Source organism: Gammaproteobacteria bacterium (genome assembly GCA_015709615.1).
GTDB lineage: Bacteria > Pseudomonadota > Gammaproteobacteria > Burkholderiales > Nitrosomonadaceae > Nitrosomonas.
The window spans coordinates 2,014,259-2,032,316 of the sequence record CP054179.1 but is presented as its reverse complement, the minus strand read 5'-3'; the positions used below and the strand labels follow the sequence as shown (position 1 = coordinate 2,032,316).

Below are 18,058 nucleotides of genomic sequence, written 5' to 3'. Positions count from 1 at the left end.
TTGGAGTTAAGTTGGTGTTAGTGTTTTGGCGCGAAGATACAAAACTTTCTGATTCGATCCAGAAACTTGCCGTTCTTCTGTTATGAATAAATCTATCTTGGCTTTGACGAGATCAGAAAGTTTCTTATAGCCATATAGCCTCGAATCGAAGTCCGGTTGCAGCTTGGTCAGATAACTACCAAAAGCACCAAGACCTGCCCATCCACTATCGTCAACGGACTGCTCAAGTGCTGTCAGGACAAACTCTTTGGGAAATTGAATTTTTTGCTCAACTACCTTTGTAGCAATCTGAACGGGTGCAGACTCCTTTTTAGTTTTAACTTCGGACGGTAGTTCGATTGATTCACTTTCTGTGCTTGGACGTAGAATTTCAGTAAACACAAATTTATGGCAAGCATTGCGGAAAGCATCCGGGGTTTTCTTTTCGCCAAATCCAAGAACCGTAAGCCCTTCCTCACGCAGCCTCACGGCTAGGCCAGTAAAATCACTGTCACTGGTAATCAAACAGAATCCATCAAATTTACGGGTATAGAGCAAATCCATAGCATCAATAATCAATGCGCTGTCAGTAGCATTTTTCCCTGTAGTATAGGCAAACTGCTGCACTGGCTTGATCGCATATTTTTGCAGTACTTTTTTCCAGGATGAGCTCGCTGAGGCAGTAAAATCACCATATATGCGCCTCACAGTAGCTTCCCCAAATCTCGCGATTTCAGCTAGAAGACCTTCAATGACAGCTGCCTGAGCATTGTCAGCGTCGATTAAAACCGCCAATCGAAGAGTCGGCTCTTCAGATTCGATTTTTGCAACTAGTCGTGGAGATACCAAGATAATTCCATTTTCTGAAAGTTAATAAGCTGTTTAGCGACAATACGGCTATGCGATATAAACCTTGAGGCGCTACCGTTTGCCAAGAAAAATAATTCCAAAAAATCGAGCACCTTCAACCAGCGATAAGATAAATTATCGCTAATTAAAATATTTGAAAAGAATAGAATATTTCCATCTGCTTCAAAGAGAAATTCCAAATAGTTTGCCTGCCTATTAATTTTAAGGGTCTTAGGAAGTTAAGCACTTACTAAAGTGTGCTAACTTTCTGAGATGAATGCTAAAAACAGATACTATTTTCGTTCTCGAATCAGAGAAGCAAAATTCAGGCAACTTATTCGATGTTTTTCGATGGATTTTACTGCTACTGACACAGCCCAATTGACCGGCATTTCTATCCGATCCGTCAATACCATTTATCTTAAAATACGACAGCGAATTGCCCAGAATTGCGAACTTGAATCCCCTCTGCAAGGTTCTGTAGAAGTTGATGAGTCTTACTTTGGTGCCCAGCGAGTCAGGGGTAAAAGGGGGCGGGGCGCTTATGGCAAAACAATAGTCTTTGGTGTGCTTAAACGCCAAGGAAAAGTTTATACAGAGATTGTTCCAGATTGCTCTAAAGCGACATTGCAAGCCATTATCCGTGGGCATGTAGCGCCCGATACCGTAATCCATTCCGATGGATGGCGTGGTTATGACGGATTGGTCGATATCGGCTTTGATAAGCACTTCAGGGTTCACCATGGTGACAATGAGTTTGCCAGTGGCGAGCGGCATATTAATGGTATCGAGTCTTTCTGGAGTTTTGCTAAAAGACGTTTGGCCAAGTTCAATGGTGTGCCCGAACATACTTTCTACCTGCACTTGAAAGAAACCGAATTTCGTTTTAATCATCGCCGTGATAATCTCTATCATGAAATTCTTAAATTGTTACGTTTAAACCCGCTTTAACTTCCTAAGACCCAATTTTAATTGTATTGATCAGAATGTATGATTACCACATTCAGATTCTGATAATTCCTAAAGCTTAATGAACAGCAGTTTATTTACCATATTTTTCTAAAGCCTAATAACTAAAAACCGTATTTACTGCTCTAAATTAACCTAAATTATTGCGATTTACATAGCTTTCAACTGGAACATAAGAAATTGGCTTTGTTTCTAATTGTTATAAAATTTGGTTTAGAAACAAACTTCTAGCTAATAGGATCATATATGACAAGCAAATGGTTTCTCGATTGGAAAGATCCTCTTAGCTATGAAAAATTTAATGCAAAAACTTCATATGAAGTTTTTGCATGGGAGTTTCTACGTAGAAACTCTCAATATCAAAAAGATTTTGATGAGAACAAAGGCTTAATTAAAAATGGACAAGTTTGCTTTGGAAAAAGGAAGTTATTTGAAACGATGTGTGGTACTGACATATGTATAAAGGAAGATATGCGTACCAGATATGGTGTTACTGACGACTCTCCTAATTTGGACTATAGGATTGATACTTGCCCAATTTTTGATTGCCTAAATTATCCATCATTTTCTGTTCCTTATGAAACAGAAAATGAAATTAAACACAATACAACTATCAGAAAAAACTCTAAGAAAAAAAATATTCAGGAAGATCACCATCAGCTAGAACAAAAAAAGAAAACTTTTTATGTCGATATTTTTGATTTGCCAGAAGAGGAGCCTCAGCCAAGCGAATTTAATGTGCATATGTCAACAGATTATGATTTAAAAAGACAAATTGCCTCAATTAGAAAGTTCTTTAAAGCACACCAAAAAAATTATTCATGCAATAATAATCACGATAAAACCACCTATAGAATAGGTTTGAGAATTTTAGACGCATTGGCTAAAAATGCTACCAAATCAGAAATGTATAGCATATTTGATTATGAAAAGGAGAAAAAAAAGAAAGAAAAAAAGAAAACAATAGAAGGAACCGATGAATCCACACTTAATCGCCATATATTGCTAGCCAAAAAGCTTAGAGACGGTGATTACATTAAAATTGTTAGGAGTAAATTACAATTCCCTCTTGCTAACTGAGGAAATACTGATTAATTCGGCGAACGGATATTGATAGACGAACGGATCGTAACAACCTCAATATATCAAAAAGTTATATTCCAAAAAACAAGAACCATGCAATAAAGCGATTTTCGCTCGTGCGGTCAATTAATCAGCGCTTACCTAAGGAATCAGCGATACCAATTAGCGTTGGTAAATATTGAAAAAATCCATAATCCATCTTTTTAAAGTTAATTTAAATATCTAATAAAGCACCCCGCCGCAAGCAGCGAGGTATTAAATGCGCTCCTCAAGCTGATGGTTTTCAACCAGCTTTGTTCCAAGGGATGAGCAATTAAACCCGAAGAGAATTAAACATAATTACCCCCCGCGCGACAATTTATAAAGCTTTCTACATATCAGAATCTTGAAAGCTTACCCACCCTCAACAGCTCACGATATCTTCAATTTATACCTCAATGTCGATAGCACATCTCAACAAACCGATCCAAAATCTGTAACCACAAGACAACCTGCAAGTCAACACATCTACGGATTGAATCTGTACGGTCTGTAAAAATTTCTTGAGAAGGGGAAAAATGGTGACACTACGCCAAATGATGCGCGGCGAAGTGTTGAGTACACTCTTCAAGCCAAGGGTTTTCAAACCATCTTAGTTTAAAGGAAGGGCAAATTAAGTCAGAAAAAATTTAACAACAATATTAACTAGATGACATTTAAGGAGAGTAAGGAAATATAAAAAGCAGTCTTTTATATAGATAGTTTGTACCGAAGCTTTACGTCCACAAAACATGAGGTTCGGTTACAAGATCTGGATGAGAAAACTCTTTTCAACGTTTCACTATCAATGACTTTTTATAGGAGATATTTATGGAATGACAAAAATTATTCGTATGAATCAGCTCGTAAAGCGATTGGGGCTTTCACGGAGCTCAATTTACAGATTGCGTGCTCAGGGCGATTTCGTCCCGGCTATACGTCTCGGAATTCGCTCGGTTGGCTATTCCGAAGCAGCAGTTTCCGCATGGCTAGAGAAAAGGGAGGCAGAAACAACTCAAAACAAATAAGCAAAGGTTTTATACCAGAAAAGAAACTTAACGTCAATTTGTTTCCGCAATTTTTCAAGGGGGCAAATTGGCGATTTTTATTTTAACGCCTTTATTATAAGGGAGAAATACATGAGAAATATTTTGGATTTATTAGGAGACTATAGGATTTTCAAGGATAGCATCGGTAACATATATGTATCCTTTGAAGTTGATGGCACCTACTATACAGCTCGTTTACGCTCAAAAGAACTACGCGATCTTTTGTCGATAATAGTAGCACGGAAGGGCTTGGTTTCAATTAAAAAGACTGTCAATGAAATTATTGAAAAGCTTGAAGCAGAAGCAATACTAGCGACAGAGGTCGAGGAAGTAAATTTAAGGTATGCAATGCGTGATGGTGTACTTTATATCTCTTTAGGCGATCGTGATCGGCTGGTCAAAATATCTAATGAGGGAATCAAACTCACAAGAAATAGAAATATAAAGTTTGTTTATTCTAAGCATAGAGGAAAAATTGCCTATAAAAAAGAAGCAAAGGGAAATTTAGAACGGCTCTGGAAATATGTTCCGATACGCAACAAAAATATTCGACTGCTGTTCCTTGCCGGCCTGTTGAATTGCTGTTTCCCGGATACGGACTATATCATTTTCCTCATCACTGGCGGATCGGGTTGCGGGAAGTCATTCACAACCTATTGTATTAGAAGCATTATAGATCCATCATCTTTTGGAATAGGAAGCCTGCTCGAATCGACAAAAGATATTTATTTGGCCGCTACGCATAATCATTTGCTGACATTTGACAACAACGGTCATAGCCTTGATAGCGATGTGCAAAATGTACTCTGCCAAGCTTGCACGGGTGGAAATTATTTTGAACGTGAGCTCTACACCAACAATGAACCATTAATCATTGACTTAAAGAATCCAATTGTCCTCAATGGATTGCAATCACCACTTACACAAGACGATGCGCTCAATAGGACATTTCATGTTCGATTGCAGCAACTCACACCTGAAGATTATGCTAAAACTGGTGGTAAGAAAAATTGGGATATCCAGTTTAATGCGGATTTGCCAGAAATTATGAGTGGATTTTATGATCTTTTGCAGCAAGTATTGGTTTTGAGGGATAAAGTTGAAATTCCCGCTGAGTTACCGAGGATGGGTGATTTTGCAAAGATCGGTATCGCAGTTGAACAAATACTAGGGTATGAAAAGGGCACATTTCTTAAAGCCTACAATCAAAACTTGGATTATGGTTCTTACACCATTATTGAAGATTCGGCAGTAGCGCAAGCAATAATTGCCCTTGCAAAAGATCTGGCCGGGGCAAAAATATACACTCGTCAAAAATTAATCGAAACATTGAAGGGCTATACCAATTCCTCTGGCGGCATTCCCGATTCATCGAGAGCACTAAAAGTTGAACTGGATAGAATCGAAAAAGCTTTATTTGAACTAAAGGGAATCCAAATAAGGCACATCGATAAGACGAGGGATGGTGCTAAAGTGGAAATAACCCCACCAACTAAAGAAAAGTAAATCTTGATGCATGCGTGGTGAATGTGACGGATGTGACGAATATTTTTATGTGTTAAACGTAGTTGGGTGTTTATTTTTTCAATTACTAACAGCACGTTATACGTACAGGATATGAGTACAGGATAATATTTCTCACTCCCCCGGTTCACATTCATCACTTATCTTTTTTGCATCTAACAATGAATTAATTTGATTGTGATCATGTTAATGAATTGTTATCAGCAATGGTGATTAATTATGAAAATTGTACCCATTATAAAAGTTATTTTCGATAAGGTTAGCGTTACGTCCCACATAGTGGAAAGTATAAGGCTTACCATTAAAAGTAATCTCACGGATTTATCTAATAGCAAACTGAATAATCTACGGGTCCGTTCGGTCGGCTCCGACAATATTGATCCTGATGATTATATAGTTAAAAATTATCAGGAAAAGCATGGAAGGTATAACCATACTTATGATTTCAGGGTACCTACGGATACTGAGCTAGGCTACTTCAACTTCAAGGTTTCAATATACCCCGTAAATAAGGCTCATAACTTTATTAAGTTTGAATTCAATCCCACGAAACTTGGGAGCACGGGTAGGCGCAAATTGCGGCGCTTGTTGGTCAGAATCCTGGGGCTGAAGCGGGCTCGTTCCCTGTTCTACGAGGGGCGTTTGACCCGTTTGGACACCACCGTTGATTTCCACAGGACTGTTAATAATAGCTATCACTACATGAAGGGGGTGAATTGTTCTGAGCTTGTTCGCGGCGCGGACGATGAGGTTGAATCCCAAATTTGCGGCAGCAGTCGTAGCAACGTTCGGGTTACACTGTACGATAAAACCAAGGAGCAGGCTGATCGATCACGTGGCGCTACGGTTGATCACGTTAGCCGCATGAGGTTAGAAATTGTGAACCGTGATCTCGGGTTCTCCATGGACGAGATTGCTGATAAGTTGAGGAATCATTTCAAGAAGCTCAGTTTCTTTCGCGATGACTTCCTGGCCGATGATTACTTTGATGTAGACTTTCTGGCCGCGGCGCAAGCTGAGGGGCTGAACGCTGCCCTTAGCCAACTGGACGGCAACACGAGAAAACGATATTTACGCAGGCTTGGTCAGTACACCCATGAGCCCGTTGTGCTTCGTAGGCTGTCGATCGGACCGGGGCTGAAGTCGCTGCGGTTCTTGTCATGACGTCCCTAAATATGTGCCGAGTGTGGTTGCTTGGTCTTAGTCCAGCCGATGGGCGTGGGGCTGTTGTTCTGCTGAATCGGGGTGACAGTTTCTTTTGCTAATTTGTGAGAAAAATTCTGCTGCGTACTAATTTCACTGTAGCACATGAGTTGCTAATTTTATTTTAAGAATTCCGGGTATGGCGGGCAACCGTTCATACCCGGTTGACCACTAGACAGGATGCAATGCCCTTAAACCAAACATGGTTGTAACGTAGCCACTGAAGAATACGTTCTATCCCTGTTAGTTTCCGTTCTGGTGACACTTTCCGGTTGCGCTGTAGAAAAGCGGGTTACCCCTCAACAGGAATCAATCGCCGCCCCCGCTCAGGTTAGTCCCTACAACCGCAAAGATTGGCCGCACTGGATTGATGCCGATGGAGATTGTCAGAACACACGGCAGGTGTAAGCCTCAAAAAGAAAAATCATGATATAAGACTATATTTCGTACTGGAAAATATGTACTAAAAACATTCTAATGGGTTGTAATTATTCACGCGGAGTGCATGTTGGGCAAAATCGAGTTACATATTCAATATCAATAAGTTCAGGGTCGTTCTCGTGACCGCATTCTTGACTCAATGCAAGTACTCTATGCCACGTATCAGTATTAAAGCTTGATTTGCAAACACCGCAATTCTCTATTGGTTGAATAGTAGAAGTAGACCATGTTGCTTCAGCCTTAGCCAAGGTTAAATATGTTTTACAAGCGTCACGCGCATGTTGTTCACAACAATAATTCCAAGTAGCGTCGCTCCCTGAAAGTCAATTTCTGGATATCCATTAGGGCCAACCATTATGCACTTCTGAATCTCATCTGAGATAGCCCATCGTAGATCTAATCCAAGATTTTTATCGCATACTTCGCATTTCATCGCATTCACCAAAGAGTAATGAGTAACGTGGATTTAGAGTAAATACTTTTACTGTAGCCAAATAAAAACGGATAATCTATTAAGTTCTTTAGGAAATCCAATCGGCCTCATATTGCTGATCATTGTATGAAGCCTATTTTTACTTATCTGATCTATCACGGCAGTTTAATATTTCCAATTGACAGCAAATAAGTCAATTTCGGCCACAAGATATATAAATCCCCCTTCCCAGTAGAAACTGCACACCGATCCAGGGCAATCTGCCGGATACCCGATGAGTCGGATAAAATCAGCGCGCTAGGCGTAATCCTTCTAACGCAAGTCCAATGTTTGATACGACCACTCAAGCAAATGATGACCGCCGATTCCGGTTGGCTTAGATGTTCGGTCAGTTTTTCCCAATAGGCATCCAGTGTCACGTCATCCGTATCGAATGCGATTTCCTTGCGTAATTTGCGTTTCTGGTACTTCTTGACGGATTTGATGGCGATGTCGATGAAGCCGCCTTTGGCGTCGATATTTTCAAAACCCCAGATCATGGCTTCTGCAAGCATGCCCTGTTGAGCCAAATAGCCAATCAGGTTTTTAAACAAAACTTTTCGCTGACTGGCTTTGCGTCCCAGTTTGCGGTCATAGTGAAATTTGCCAATGACGGCTTCGGTTGCATTCATCACTGAATATACGCCACATAATCCATCAATACTGCCTTGCCGGATGGGCATGATGCTTTCCTCATCAGACATGATGGTTACCAGATTTGGCTGACCGCATTGTTGTGAAACAACTGACCATCCCGGATATAGCGCCGCACCATCACATCCGACTTATGCGCAGTTTGCTGACGGATTTTCCAGGAACTGACCCCGGCCTTGGCCGCACTGGTTACCAACCCCGCTCGCAAGCTATGGCCTGAGTACTGTTTGGGATTCAATCCGGCCTCAGCCACACGCTGCTTGATGATCAGCGCAACCGATCCCGGGCATAATCCGTAGTTCGTTATTTGGTCGAAGCGATTCATGCGGCGAAACAGTGCACCGCTTCTAATACCTGATTTTTTGAGCCACAGCTTTAAAGCCTGCACCGGGCAATGACGGCCTTTGGTATAGGGAATGGCGACATTTCTGCCGACACCATTCTGATCGGTTTTGCTGCGACGCACCTGAATCAGCACACCCTCAGCTATAAACCGCACATCTTCAACTTGCAGCGCTACCAATTCAGAGCGGCGGAATGCTCCGGCAAAGCCAATCAGCAGCAGTGCCTTATCGCGTAATCCAATCAATCCGGTTAATTTTCTGGTAATTTTGATCAGATCGGCTTTCAGCAAGGGCATGACTTGCCGCTGCCTGCTGCCGTTGATGCGCCGGATACCGCGCAGTGTATCGGTTACCAATGCTGAGCGAGTCGGTGATGCCAATCCTTTATCTTTATGCGCGTGACCGATTGCCACCACTCGGCGATTGAGCGTTGCCAGTGACAAGGTATTGGCATGAACCGCCAGATAGGATGCAACACAACGCGGAGTTGCCGGAATCCTGCCACCGCTTTTCAGAAAATGCGCTATATCGCTCTGATAGGCCAATTGGGTATTCTTGGCTTGCGTGGCGGCCAGATAGGTGCGGACTTTTTTGCGGGTATCATTGCTTGAAAGTGTTAGTTTGCTTTTCATTGCATCCTCCTACCGGACATCGACATAGCGCATACACACGCTCAATAAATGCTCGTAATCGCTGGCGGTGGCTTCACGCATGAAGTTTTCTGCTAGTTCCGGGTGGTTGCTGTTTAGAATAGCGCGGCGAACTTGGCCGAGAATCAAGAAGGCATTGCCATCCTTGCCGGTCAGTTCCACCACGGCATCGGTCAATGGTGTATCGGATTTTTCAATTAATTTCATATGAATCTCCATAAGTAATGGATAACCTAATCATCACGGTTGCGATAATGAACAGTTATCGTAAGTTGAAAAGTAATAAAAAAGCCCGCCAGCATTGAATCTGCTGACAGGCTAACGTTTGGGTGTTTTCGTTTAGTTTGCTCCCATAACACCCGAAAGGAGCTTGTTGTTATAGCCGACTAAAAAGTTTAAACAGCAAAATCCGGCTCTCAATATTCTTCAGGCAGAAGCAAAGTGGTGACGCTGCGATCCGCTTCGGTGATGATCCAAAGGTTCTGATCGTCGCTGATTGGATAGCTCGACAAGATGCGAAAGTCATTCTCGACCGAGCGCAAGTTTTCTTCAGCATCGCAGGGTGGCACATTCCCCCAGTCGCCGGATTGGTGTCGTTTGATCAAGTCCATCGCATTGATGGCATATCGATCCAGTACCTCTAGTACACCGGGGGTTGCGAAAATCTTACCTAACGGAAACAGGGCAATAGGACGCCGCTCCCTTGTTGATTTGGGATTACACATTTTTTCTCCTTTTTATGGACGAGCGAAAGCATGACAGGTGCAAGAATGCGCCTGCCCTGATTGCTACGATTAAATGGGAATTGTTTGAGGAACTACTGCTGAGGTAGTACTAGTTACTTTACTTCAGATTGATATTGCGAAAAAAATTGTTTGAGTACAGCTGCCTTTTGATATGTAGCACAGAAAACAGAAACTTCACGTTCTACAAGTACAATTGCAATACAGCTATATTTTATAAGGCTATTTCATGCGCTCAAAATGGCAATAACATTTCTATCAACTGCTTATGAACCCCCATGCGAGCAACTTAGATAGGAACATACAAATGATGAAAATTTCTGGTCATTTTCTTAAATAGTTGTGATAAAAGTCATGGCAATTTCGATATAAACATGTTAAAAAAATCAACAATCAGCTGAATAGCTTGATTTAAGATAGTTATTTAATCATCGCGTCTATATTTAGACGCCATTGAACCCCTTACGAATCTATACAACAAGAGATTGAAGAAATTTAAGCCATTGCCTCATTAATGTAGTAGATTAATCTAAAATCCGATGAATTTTATAATTCAGCATGAACTTACATTAAGGAGAAATCATGGATTCGAGCATTTTTATAACTATTCTTCTTGGAGTCGTATTATCGGTTACAGGTTGTGCAAATGTTAAGTTTTACAGTGATGAAGATTTAAAAAAAGAGACGGGACTAAAATACTTCGAAACAAAACCTTATGTACTTGTGGCGAGAAAGAGCAAAGATGCGGTGGATATTAGTATTGTGCATCTGCCAGATAAAACTAAACCACAATATGCAGTATTTTCTCCCGGACTTGGAAGTCATCAGTTCTCTGTTAGTCTGAGCAATGGAATACTAACATCCTATGGTCAAACAGCAGATTCCAAAATTCCAGAGTTGATTAATTCGGTTGCAGGATTACTTAAGGAAGGAGTTGCAACAGCGACTAGTGCAGGAGTATTTAGTCAACAAGGTGCTACCAATTATGCATCATTAGCTGATGAGTTGGATAATGTGGGGAAAACGCTATTAAAAGCCATTCAAGAAAATCAGATGACTGATGCTCAGAAAAGCTTGGATAAGGTCACCAAGATAAAACAAGAAATAGTTACAATTGCATCAGAACTTCGTGTTCCCGTTCCAAAGATAGCCGAACTTTTGCCAAAGTTAAAATCTTCTCGTGATGATCTTAATTTATTAATCCAGAAAGTCTCAACAGAAAAGTATGGTAAACCATCAGCAGTTGATTATTACAATGCTGCATTAACAGCCGCAATTAATCGTATTGATGCAGTAATTGGATTAATGGTTAGTGATCCTGCACCTATAGTAGTTTTCGAACTATATGAGATTTTGCAGGATGATGTAGGTAAACCCAGTTTGCGTAAAGTGCCATGAGTCAGCTTAAACAATCCAACTTTGAGCGTCACCGTACTCATATTAATGAGACGCTCAAGCATTTCCAGACAGTTCGAGCTAGTGGCTTGGGCATTAAATTTGTTTCGGGCAAACCAACAGAGGAACCTTGTCTCTCCGTGTTTGTATCAAAGAAAATTGAACATGATCTTTTAACTAAAGAAGAAATGCTTCCTAAAGCAATTCGTATAGGACAGCATCTGCATCCTATTGATGTTGTAGAAATGGGATCTTTTATACGTCAAAGTGCTCCTGAAAATTATCCTTTTGGGGTTTGTCTGACTGACGAGAAGGAGAATGGAACAAGATCAGCTTTTGCTACAACCGCCAATGGCATCATGGCTTTAACTTGTTCACATGTAATTGCTGGCAAAGACAACAACCCTATGACACCGGCTCTTATCAAGTCATTTGACTGGACAAGTAAAAAATGGGAATCCTTTGGTCAATCGGATCAAGCTGTTTTCGGACCTGGAAACCGAAATCCGCTTGATTTCGGTTATTTGGATGCGGCCCTGGTAAAATTATTACCTGGCATTGAGCCAAATCCTATATCTAATACACCCCTACCATGCTTTGTGCCTCGAAGTATCAAAGATATTGAATCATTAGCCGGTAAAATTGTAGCCGGTTTTGGAATCGCATCGGGGAAATGCTTAGGAATGGTACAAGCTGTACTCGTAAGTGGAGTGGGCGGTGGTCATTTAAGTGCCGACATTATTGTTGGAGCTTTGAGTTCAGATGGACTTACAAGAAAAGGTGATTCAGGCATGCTTTGGTTTGATCAACAGGGACAAGTTATTGCACAACATGTACTTGGAGAACTTTCGGCACCCGGGAAAGGCAGTAAGCTAACGATTGCCACATTAATTAATAGAATAAATAGCAGATTGCAAATATTTTCTCTTCGCTAAATTTATGCATGTTAAATTTTGACTCATGAATTAAGGGCGTTACTGAAACAATATAAACAATAGGTGGAGGCTATCATGAGTATTCGTCGTGTCGAATTGATTTCAATGTTGTGGATAATTTCTCTATTAACCTTGTTTACAATTGAGGCACATGCTGGAAAACCTTTTGAAGTAGATTATCCAAATATAGTCAGGCCAATTGCTCAATTTGGAACATACGGTTCAAAATTTGGGGAATTTAATGAACCATCCGGTTTGTTTATCTCAAGAGAAAGCGAGATTTATATATCCGATTGTCACAATCAACGAATCCAAGTTTTTTCTAAAAGGGGTGAATTCAAGCGGGCAATTAATCTTTTGAATGCCAGATGCCCCCAAGGAATTGCTGTCGATGAAGATAGTCAACTTCTATTTGTATCTGATACATCTCATGAGTTGATGTGTAAGAAATCTCAGGGTTGTTTACAGAGAGGTTGATTGAAATAAGCGAAGAGTATTTCATAAGGGGTAGCATTATTCAAACTCTTATGAGGCTTAACGGTATTGTAGAAGTTAATGAAACGGAGAAGCTGAATGCGTCGATCGGCGCTGTCTTTAAAGTGAATCTTACTGTGCCACATATCCATCAGGGTGCGGATAACCCGCTCAGCTTTACCGTTGGTTTGCGGACGATTGATACGGGTAAACTTCTGACCGATACCGTGTTGCCTGCAAGCTTTGACGAAAGCATGGCCGTCAGTTCCTTTAAATTCTTTGCCGTTGTCAGAATAAGCATAGTCGATCTGGTAAGGACATTGAGCAACAGTGCTTGTGTAAGAAATCTCAGGGTTGTTTACAGAGAGGTTGATTGAAATAAGCGTTGAGTATTTCATAAGGGGTTGCGTTATACAAACTCTTATGGGGTTTGACGGTGTTGTAGAAGTTAATGAAACGGACAAGTTGAATACGTCGGTCAGCAGTGTCTTTAAAACAGAATTTGTTGTGCCACATGTCCATGAGCGTGCGGATCACGCGCTCAGCTTTCCCGTTGGTTTGAGGACGATTGACACGAGTAAACTTCTGACCGATACCGTGTTGCCTGCAAGCTTTGACAAAAGCATGATCGTCAGTTCCTTTAAATTCCGTGCCGTTATCGGAATAAGTGCAATCGATTTGATAAGGACATTGGGCAACAGTAGCGATGAGAAAGCAAGCGGCGCTGTATTGAGTTTTATCGGGGAAGATATCGGCATATAATTCCCTGGAGAAATCATCGATGGCCACAAACAGGTACTCGCGAGGTTCATTGGCAGACTGTCCTTTCAATAATGGAAGCCGCTTGGTATCGAGGTGAACGAGCTCGCCCGGATAAGATTTGTTATAGCGCTTCGCTTCACGCTTGAGACGTTCCTGGATGGTTTGCTCTACTTTAGCCAAACGTTTGAGGCCATACTGCAGTGTCTTGAAGCGCTGATTGGTACTGCTACGCGGAGTAAATTCCTGGAGTCTGGCTCGTTTCAGTACGTCATAAATCGTTGGCCGGCTGACGTGAAAGTATTCTGCCAGCTGAACTACCTTCCACAGCCGGGTTTGATACAGCCGCCAGATTTCCTGACGATCCAATAATGTTAAACGAGTGCGTTTGTGTATGTTCATCTACAGTATTCTCCTGAATACTGTAAACAACGCTAGAAATTCTTACATTCGCCTCACGCTTGAGACGTTCCTGGATGGTTTGCTCGACCTTGGCCAGACGTTTAAGGCCGTACTGCAACGTCTTGAACCGTTGGTTGGTACTGTTACGCGGGACAAATTCCTGTAACCTGGCTCGTTTCAGTACGTCATAAATCGTTGGCCGGCTGACGTGAAAGTATTCTGCCAGCTGAACTACCTTCCACAGCCGGGTTTGATACAGCCGCCAGATTTCCTGACGATCCAATAATGCTAAGCGAGTGCGTTTGTGTATGTTCATCTACAGTATTCTCCTGAATACTGTAAACAACGCTAGAAATTCTTACAGTTGATGGTTTATAACCAAGATGGTAAGTTAAAACAGCGGATCGGGAATCATGGCACGAAGCCAGGTGAGTTAATTAATCCTACAGGTTTGGCAATTTTTGAAAAGAAGCTATATGTCGTAGATGAAGGAAATAATCGAATTCAAGTGTTCGATACAGACACAGGTAGGCTAATAAGTGTTTTAGGTAGTTTAGGTAAAGATCCCGGGCAGTTTACGATTCCAAAGGCTTTAACAATAGATACTCAAGGAAATCTTTACGTATCTGACAATTTGCACAGAATTCAAAAATTTGATGCTTCGGGTTTGTTCATCAAACAGTGGGGACGTTATGGTGGAATGCCTGGGGAAATGGCGGATCCCATTGACGTGTCTTTCTCAAATGACACTATATATGTCGCTGACTTAGTCAATCATAGGCTTCAAGCTTTTGACACAAATGGTGACTTTAAATTGACGTGGGGTAGACATCCAGAAAAAATGCATGAGGGGATGGGGCGCACACATTATCCTGCTTACATGAAAGCAAGCCCAGATGGAAAAATAATTGCAGTGTGTGAGCCCTTTGAGTATAGGTGTCAAATCTTTGAAACCGCAGAAATTTTCAATATGAAGCCGGTTAATGTGCTTGCTTGGTGGCAAAAATTTCCTAAGTTTCATTATGGTGGCGGAGCAAGAATGGCCCGCGTCAAAGATGTAAATAAAGTCATGAATGCTGTAAAGATCCTTTCTGATGAAACTTCCTTAGATAAAAAAAAGCAAACTAATGAAGCACCAGTAGATATTCTCTTTATCACGGAACCTGATATTCATAGAGTAGTTGCCTTTAATGTCGATTCAGATGCAAATAAAATGACAGCACGTTGGTCTGTTGGAGCATTTGGAGATGGTCCGCTACGCTGGCAAATGCTCTCTGCTAAGTCTGTTTCAATTTCTAGAGGATCTATTTTTGTGGGAGATGCGGGCAATCATAATTTTCAAGAAATCGATTTACTAACAGGTGAGTATAAAGGCACACATTTTGGTCCTGGAACTGGCCCGGGTCAGTTTAACGGCCCTACAGATTTAGCTGAAGCACCAAACGGTGATTTGTATATAGGTGATTACCACAATAACCGAATACAGGTTTTTGATAAAAATCTTAAATTTAAGTTTGAATTTGGAAAGCTGGGTGATGGAGAAGGAGAGTTATTCAGTCCAATGGGGCCAACATTTGACCCAAAATACGAACGACTATATGTATCAGATACAGGAAATCTTCGAATCTCTGTTTTCGATGCTAAGGGAAACTTTCTTTTTACTTTTGGACGACGCGCTAGACCTGGAGAATGGGGAAACGGCACATTTTTGCAACCTTTCGATGTTGCTGTCTCCCCTACAGGAGAGGTATATGTAACTGATCCAGCTTTGCAGCTAGTTCAGAAATTCTCTTCTGATGGAAAATTTATTAAACAATGGGGAGGGTGGGGCACCAAACCAGGGCAGTTTTATAAGTGCAAAGGAATAGACATTGGAAGTGATGGTAAAGTATATGTAATTGATTTTGGAAATCACAGAGGTCAAGTATTTGATTCAGATGGAAACTTTCTGGCAATATTTGGAGAGGGGATATTATTTCCGAAAGACTCTTTAAATGCCGAAGGTGAGCCAAAAAATCCTATCCATTGATTCGGTTTTAAGGATTTTTTGTCAGTTAAGATGTAAGAATTTCTAGCGTTGTTTACAGTATTCAGGAGAATACTGTAGATGAACATACACAAACGCACTCGTTTAACATTATTGGATCGTCAGGAAATCTGGCGGCTGTATCAAACCCGGCTGTGGAAGGTAGTTCAGCTGGCAGAATACTTTCACGTCAGCCGGCCAACGATTTATGACGTACTGAAACGAGCCAGACTCCAGGAATTTACTCCGCGTAGCAGTACCAATCAGCGCTTCAAGACACTGCAGTATGGCCTCAAACGTTTGGCTAAAGTAGAGCAAACCATCCAGGAACGTCTCAAGCGTGAAGCGAAGCGCTATAACAAATCTTATCCGGGCGAGCTCGTTCACCTCGATACCAAGCGGCTTCCATTATTGAAAGGACAGTCTGCCAATGAACCTCGCGAGTACCTGTTTGTGGCCATCGATGATTTCTCCAGGGAATTATATGCCGATATCTTCCCCGATAAAACTCAATACAGCGCCGCTTGCTTTCTCATCGCTACTGTTGCCCAATGTCCTTATCAAATCGATTGCACTTATTCCGATAACGGCACGGAATTTAAAGGAACTGACGATCATGCTTTTGTCAAAGCTTGCAGGCAACACGGTATCGGTCAGAAGTTTACTCGTGTCAATCGTCCTCAAACCAACGGGAAAGCTGAGCGCGTGATCCGCACGCTCATGGACATGTGGCACAACAAATTCTGTTTTAAAGACACTGCTGACCGACGTATTCAACTTGTCCGTTTCATTAACTTCTACAACACCGTCAAACCCCATAAGAGTTTGTATAACGCAACCCCTTATGAAATACTCAACGCTTATTTCAATCAACCTCTCTGTAAACAACCCTGAGATTTCTTACAGTTAAGATATATTTCTTGATTGCAACCCATTAAATTTTTTTATAACACTAATTACAATAAAACAAGCAATCATTAAAGAACGGTAAAGTAACTAAGATTCCACACATTAATATGATCAGATGTCATCATGGTATTGAACATAAGTGCAAAGTTGCGGCAAATTAAAATAAAACTTCTAAAGTTTGGAATATTTGTCCCAATATTATTGTTTTTTGTGGTTGAAGGATATGGCGCAGATCTCTGTGCTAAAGGGCTTTGCGTTGTAAGGGCACAGATACAGTCAACTGGCTTGATGACCAATTATCAAACAATAAATTTGATCTTGGAGAATAGGACTAGTGACGCAGTTAATATTGAATATGCAACGTCAGATGTAGCTCAGTATGTTGATATCGGTATCTTTCGTGATGGTTCAACGATTTCTAAGCAAATTAACGCTCTGACAATTCCCGCCCGAGCATATATGCAATTTAATGAACGTTCTAATATGAGATTTATAATGATTGGGTTGCGTGAACAGTTGCAACAAGGTACAACAATCTATTTGACACTGCAAATTAAAGAGTTTGGGTTATTTACCATTCCGGTTACTGTTATTTAAATTGATCTTTTGTAGTTCAATTTGTTGAGACAATTAATTTGCAATTTCTGAATTTTTATTGTTCAAGTTAATGAACACGTTTAAGGAAAGAATATTTTTATGCAAACAATTGATCATATTTTTATTGCTCCTGAGAATTTCAATGAATCTTTAAATTTTTATACGAATGGATTGGGCTTTGATATTATCAACTCGTGGGGGGGGAATTCACAGCCACAAGGTGCTCTACTAAGGCTCGGGAGGGTTGAAATTGTTTTAGCAGAGCAACACCAACACGCTGGCGACACATCTTGGATTAATGGTGTAAATGGTCACCATCCGACTATTCACATTAAATGTGAAAAAATTGATGACTATGTTGCTGAATTTAAGAAAAGAGGATTACCTGTTGAAATGAATATTGAAACTACTCATTGGGGTGTCCGGTGGATCGTTGTTCGGGATCCTGACGACAATCTATTTGCTTTTTTTGAACAAGCTGAAGTACTTAAAGATAAAGATTGCGTTACGACTAAACCATAGAAAAATTACAAAGTAAAAAAACATTTATACTAGGTAAGTTGTAGGTATCGTGAGATGCATG

At 40.9% G+C, this 18,058-nt stretch carries 18 protein-coding genes and 1 pseudogene; 12 read left to right on the top strand and 7 right to left on the bottom strand.

Features of this window, described 5'->3' with window-relative positions:
• Nucleotides 1-6: 6 nt before the first annotated feature.
• Nucleotides 7-828 carry an NYN domain-containing protein gene (locus tag HRU77_09835; protein QOJ20966.1) on the bottom strand — a complete coding sequence of 274 codons (822 nt, stop codon included), beginning with the start codon at nt 826-828 and terminating at the stop codon, nt 7-9.
• Nucleotides 829-1,101: 273 nt separating this feature from the next.
• Here HRU77_09835 and HRU77_09830 point away from each other — a divergent pair, with 273 nt between their 5' ends.
• The 5 genes from HRU77_09830 (at nt 1,102) to HRU77_09810 (ending at nt 6,635) form a co-directional block, all read left to right on the top strand.
• Nucleotides 1,102-1,779, top strand: coding sequence for an IS1595 family transposase (locus HRU77_09830; protein QOJ20965.1), 678 nt, complete (start codon nt 1,102-1,104; stop codon nt 1,777-1,779).
• A 264-nt stretch (nt 1,780-2,043) separates the two neighbouring features.
• Nucleotides 2,044-2,877 carry a hypothetical protein gene (locus tag HRU77_09825; protein ID QOJ20964.1) on the top strand — a complete coding sequence of 278 codons (834 nt, stop codon included), beginning with the start codon at nt 2,044-2,046 and terminating at the stop codon, nt 2,875-2,877.
• A gap of 857 nt (nt 2,878-3,734) precedes the next feature.
• Nucleotides 3,735-3,926: an AlpA family phage regulatory protein gene (locus tag HRU77_09820; GenBank protein QOJ20963.1), complete on the top strand. Its 192-nt coding sequence runs from the start codon at nt 3,735-3,737 to the stop codon at nt 3,924-3,926.
• 111 nt (nt 3,927-4,037) lie between these two features.
• Nucleotides 4,038-5,453 (top strand): hypothetical protein, encoded by a 1,416-nt coding sequence (locus HRU77_09815; GenBank protein ID QOJ20962.1) that lies wholly within the window; start codon nt 4,038-4,040, stop codon nt 5,451-5,453.
• A 237-nt stretch (nt 5,454-5,690) separates the two neighbouring features.
• Nucleotides 5,691-6,635 carry a hypothetical protein gene (locus tag HRU77_09810; protein ID QOJ20961.1) on the top strand — a complete coding sequence of 315 codons (945 nt, stop codon included), beginning with the start codon at nt 5,691-5,693 and terminating at the stop codon, nt 6,633-6,635.
• Between the two features lie 1,068 nt (nt 6,636-7,703).
• Here the strand turns inward: HRU77_09810 and HRU77_09805 are convergent.
• The 4 genes from HRU77_09805 to HRU77_09790 form a co-directional block, all read right to left on the bottom strand.
• Nucleotides 7,704-8,291: a hypothetical protein gene (locus tag HRU77_09805; GenBank protein QOJ20960.1), complete on the bottom strand. Its 588-nt coding sequence runs from the start codon at nt 8,289-8,291 to the stop codon at nt 7,704-7,706.
• Nucleotides 8,292-8,296: 5 nt separating this feature from the next.
• Complete coding sequence (locus tag HRU77_09800) at nt 8,297-9,217, bottom strand: site-specific integrase (GenBank protein QOJ20959.1); 921 nt, start codon at nt 9,215-9,217, stop codon at nt 8,297-8,299.
• A 9-nt stretch (nt 9,218-9,226) separates the two neighbouring features.
• Nucleotides 9,227-9,442 (bottom strand): hypothetical protein, encoded by a 216-nt coding sequence (locus HRU77_09795; GenBank protein QOJ20958.1) that lies wholly within the window; start codon nt 9,440-9,442, stop codon nt 9,227-9,229.
• Nucleotides 9,443-9,651: 209 nt separating this feature from the next.
• Nucleotides 9,652-9,960: a hypothetical protein gene (locus tag HRU77_09790; GenBank protein ID QOJ20957.1), complete on the bottom strand. Its 309-nt coding sequence runs from the start codon at nt 9,958-9,960 to the stop codon at nt 9,652-9,654.
• Between the two features lie 600 nt (nt 9,961-10,560).
• On the opposite strand from HRU77_09790, the gene HRU77_09785 reads away from it, so the two are divergent.
• The 3 genes from HRU77_09785 (at nt 10,561) to HRU77_09775 (ending at nt 12,785) form a co-directional block, all read left to right on the top strand.
• Nucleotides 10,561-11,376: a hypothetical protein gene (locus tag HRU77_09785; protein QOJ20956.1), complete on the top strand. Its 816-nt coding sequence runs from the start codon at nt 10,561-10,563 to the stop codon at nt 11,374-11,376.
• Nucleotides 11,373-12,308, top strand: a complete 936-nt coding sequence (locus tag HRU77_09780; protein ID QOJ20955.1) for a hypothetical protein — start codon at nt 11,373-11,375, stop codon at nt 12,306-12,308. Before HRU77_09785 ends, HRU77_09780 begins: the two co-directional genes overlap by 4 nt.
• 75 nt (nt 12,309-12,383) lie before the next feature.
• Nucleotides 12,384-12,785 (top strand): hypothetical protein, encoded by a 402-nt coding sequence (locus HRU77_09775; GenBank protein QOJ20954.1) that lies wholly within the window; start codon nt 12,384-12,386, stop codon nt 12,783-12,785.
• Here HRU77_09775 and HRU77_09770 read toward each other — a convergent pair.
• Together HRU77_09770 and HRU77_09765 are read right to left on the bottom strand one after the other, a co-directional pair.
• Nucleotides 12,761-13,114: pseudogene (locus HRU77_09770) on the bottom strand (transposase). The gene HRU77_09775 and the pseudogene HRU77_09770 overlap by 25 nt on opposite strands.
• A gap of 16 nt (nt 13,115-13,130) precedes the next feature.
• Entirely contained in the window at nt 13,131-13,943 is an 813-nt protein-coding gene (locus tag HRU77_09765; protein ID QOJ20953.1) for a transposase family protein, read from the bottom strand.
• 367 nt (nt 13,944-14,310) lie between these two features.
• On the opposite strand from HRU77_09765, the gene HRU77_09760 reads away from it, so the two are divergent.
• From HRU77_09760 to HRU77_09745, 4 genes are all read left to right on the top strand, one after another.
• Complete coding sequence (locus HRU77_09760) at nt 14,311-15,972, top strand: 6-bladed beta-propeller (protein ID QOJ20952.1); 1,662 nt, start codon at nt 14,311-14,313, stop codon at nt 15,970-15,972.
• 78 nt (nt 15,973-16,050) lie between these two features.
• A complete protein-coding gene (locus tag HRU77_09755) occupies nt 16,051-16,863 on the top strand; it encodes a transposase family protein (protein ID QOJ20951.1) in 813 nt (270 codons plus the stop codon).
• Between the two features lie 138 nt (nt 16,864-17,001).
• Nucleotides 17,002-17,475, top strand: a complete 474-nt coding sequence (locus HRU77_09750) for a copper chaperone PCu(A)C (GenBank protein ID QOJ20950.1) — start codon at nt 17,002-17,004, stop codon at nt 17,473-17,475.
• 99 nt (nt 17,476-17,574) lie between these two features.
• Entirely contained in the window at nt 17,575-17,997 is a 423-nt protein-coding gene (locus HRU77_09745; GenBank protein ID QOJ20949.1) for a VOC family protein, read from the top strand.
• The last annotated feature ends 61 nt before the right edge of the window (nt 17,998-18,058 follow it).

Coding starts and splice junctions, on each gene's coding strand:
- HRU77_09830 (QOJ20965.1), top strand. CDS start 1,102: ATGAATGCTAAAAACAGATACTATTTTCGTTCTCGAATCAGAGAAGCA.
- HRU77_09825 (QOJ20964.1), top strand. CDS start 2,044: ATGACAAGCAAATGGTTTCTCGATTGGAAAGATCCTCTTAGCTATGAA.
- HRU77_09820 (QOJ20963.1), top strand. CDS start 3,735: ATGACAAAAATTATTCGTATGAATCAGCTCGTAAAGCGATTGGGGCTT.
- HRU77_09815 (QOJ20962.1), top strand. CDS start 4,038: ATGAGAAATATTTTGGATTTATTAGGAGACTATAGGATTTTCAAGGAT.
- HRU77_09810 (QOJ20961.1), top strand. CDS start 5,691: ATGAAAATTGTACCCATTATAAAAGTTATTTTCGATAAGGTTAGCGTT.
- HRU77_09805 (QOJ20960.1), bottom strand. CDS start 8,291: ATGTCTGATGAGGAAAGCATCATGCCCATCCGGCAAGGCAGTATTGAT.
- HRU77_09800 (QOJ20959.1), bottom strand. CDS start 9,217: ATGAAAAGCAAACTAACACTTTCAAGCAATGATACCCGCAAAAAAGTC.
- HRU77_09795 (QOJ20958.1), bottom strand. CDS start 9,442: ATGAAATTAATTGAAAAATCCGATACACCATTGACCGATGCCGTGGTG.
- HRU77_09790 (QOJ20957.1), bottom strand. CDS start 9,960: ATGTGTAATCCCAAATCAACAAGGGAGCGGCGTCCTATTGCCCTGTTT.
- HRU77_09785 (QOJ20956.1), top strand. CDS start 10,561: ATGGATTCGAGCATTTTTATAACTATTCTTCTTGGAGTCGTATTATCG.
- HRU77_09780 (QOJ20955.1), top strand. CDS start 11,373: ATGAGTCAGCTTAAACAATCCAACTTTGAGCGTCACCGTACTCATATT.
- HRU77_09775 (QOJ20954.1), top strand. CDS start 12,384: ATGAGTATTCGTCGTGTCGAATTGATTTCAATGTTGTGGATAATTTCT.
- HRU77_09765 (QOJ20953.1), bottom strand. CDS start 13,943: ATGAACATACACAAACGCACTCGTTTAACATTATTGGATCGTCAGGAA.
- HRU77_09760 (QOJ20952.1), top strand. CDS start 14,311: ATGGTTTATAACCAAGATGGTAAGTTAAAACAGCGGATCGGGAATCAT.
- HRU77_09755 (QOJ20951.1), top strand. CDS start 16,051: ATGAACATACACAAACGCACTCGTTTAACATTATTGGATCGTCAGGAA.
- HRU77_09750 (QOJ20950.1), top strand. CDS start 17,002: ATGGTATTGAACATAAGTGCAAAGTTGCGGCAAATTAAAATAAAACTT.
- HRU77_09745 (QOJ20949.1), top strand. CDS start 17,575: ATGCAAACAATTGATCATATTTTTATTGCTCCTGAGAATTTCAATGAA.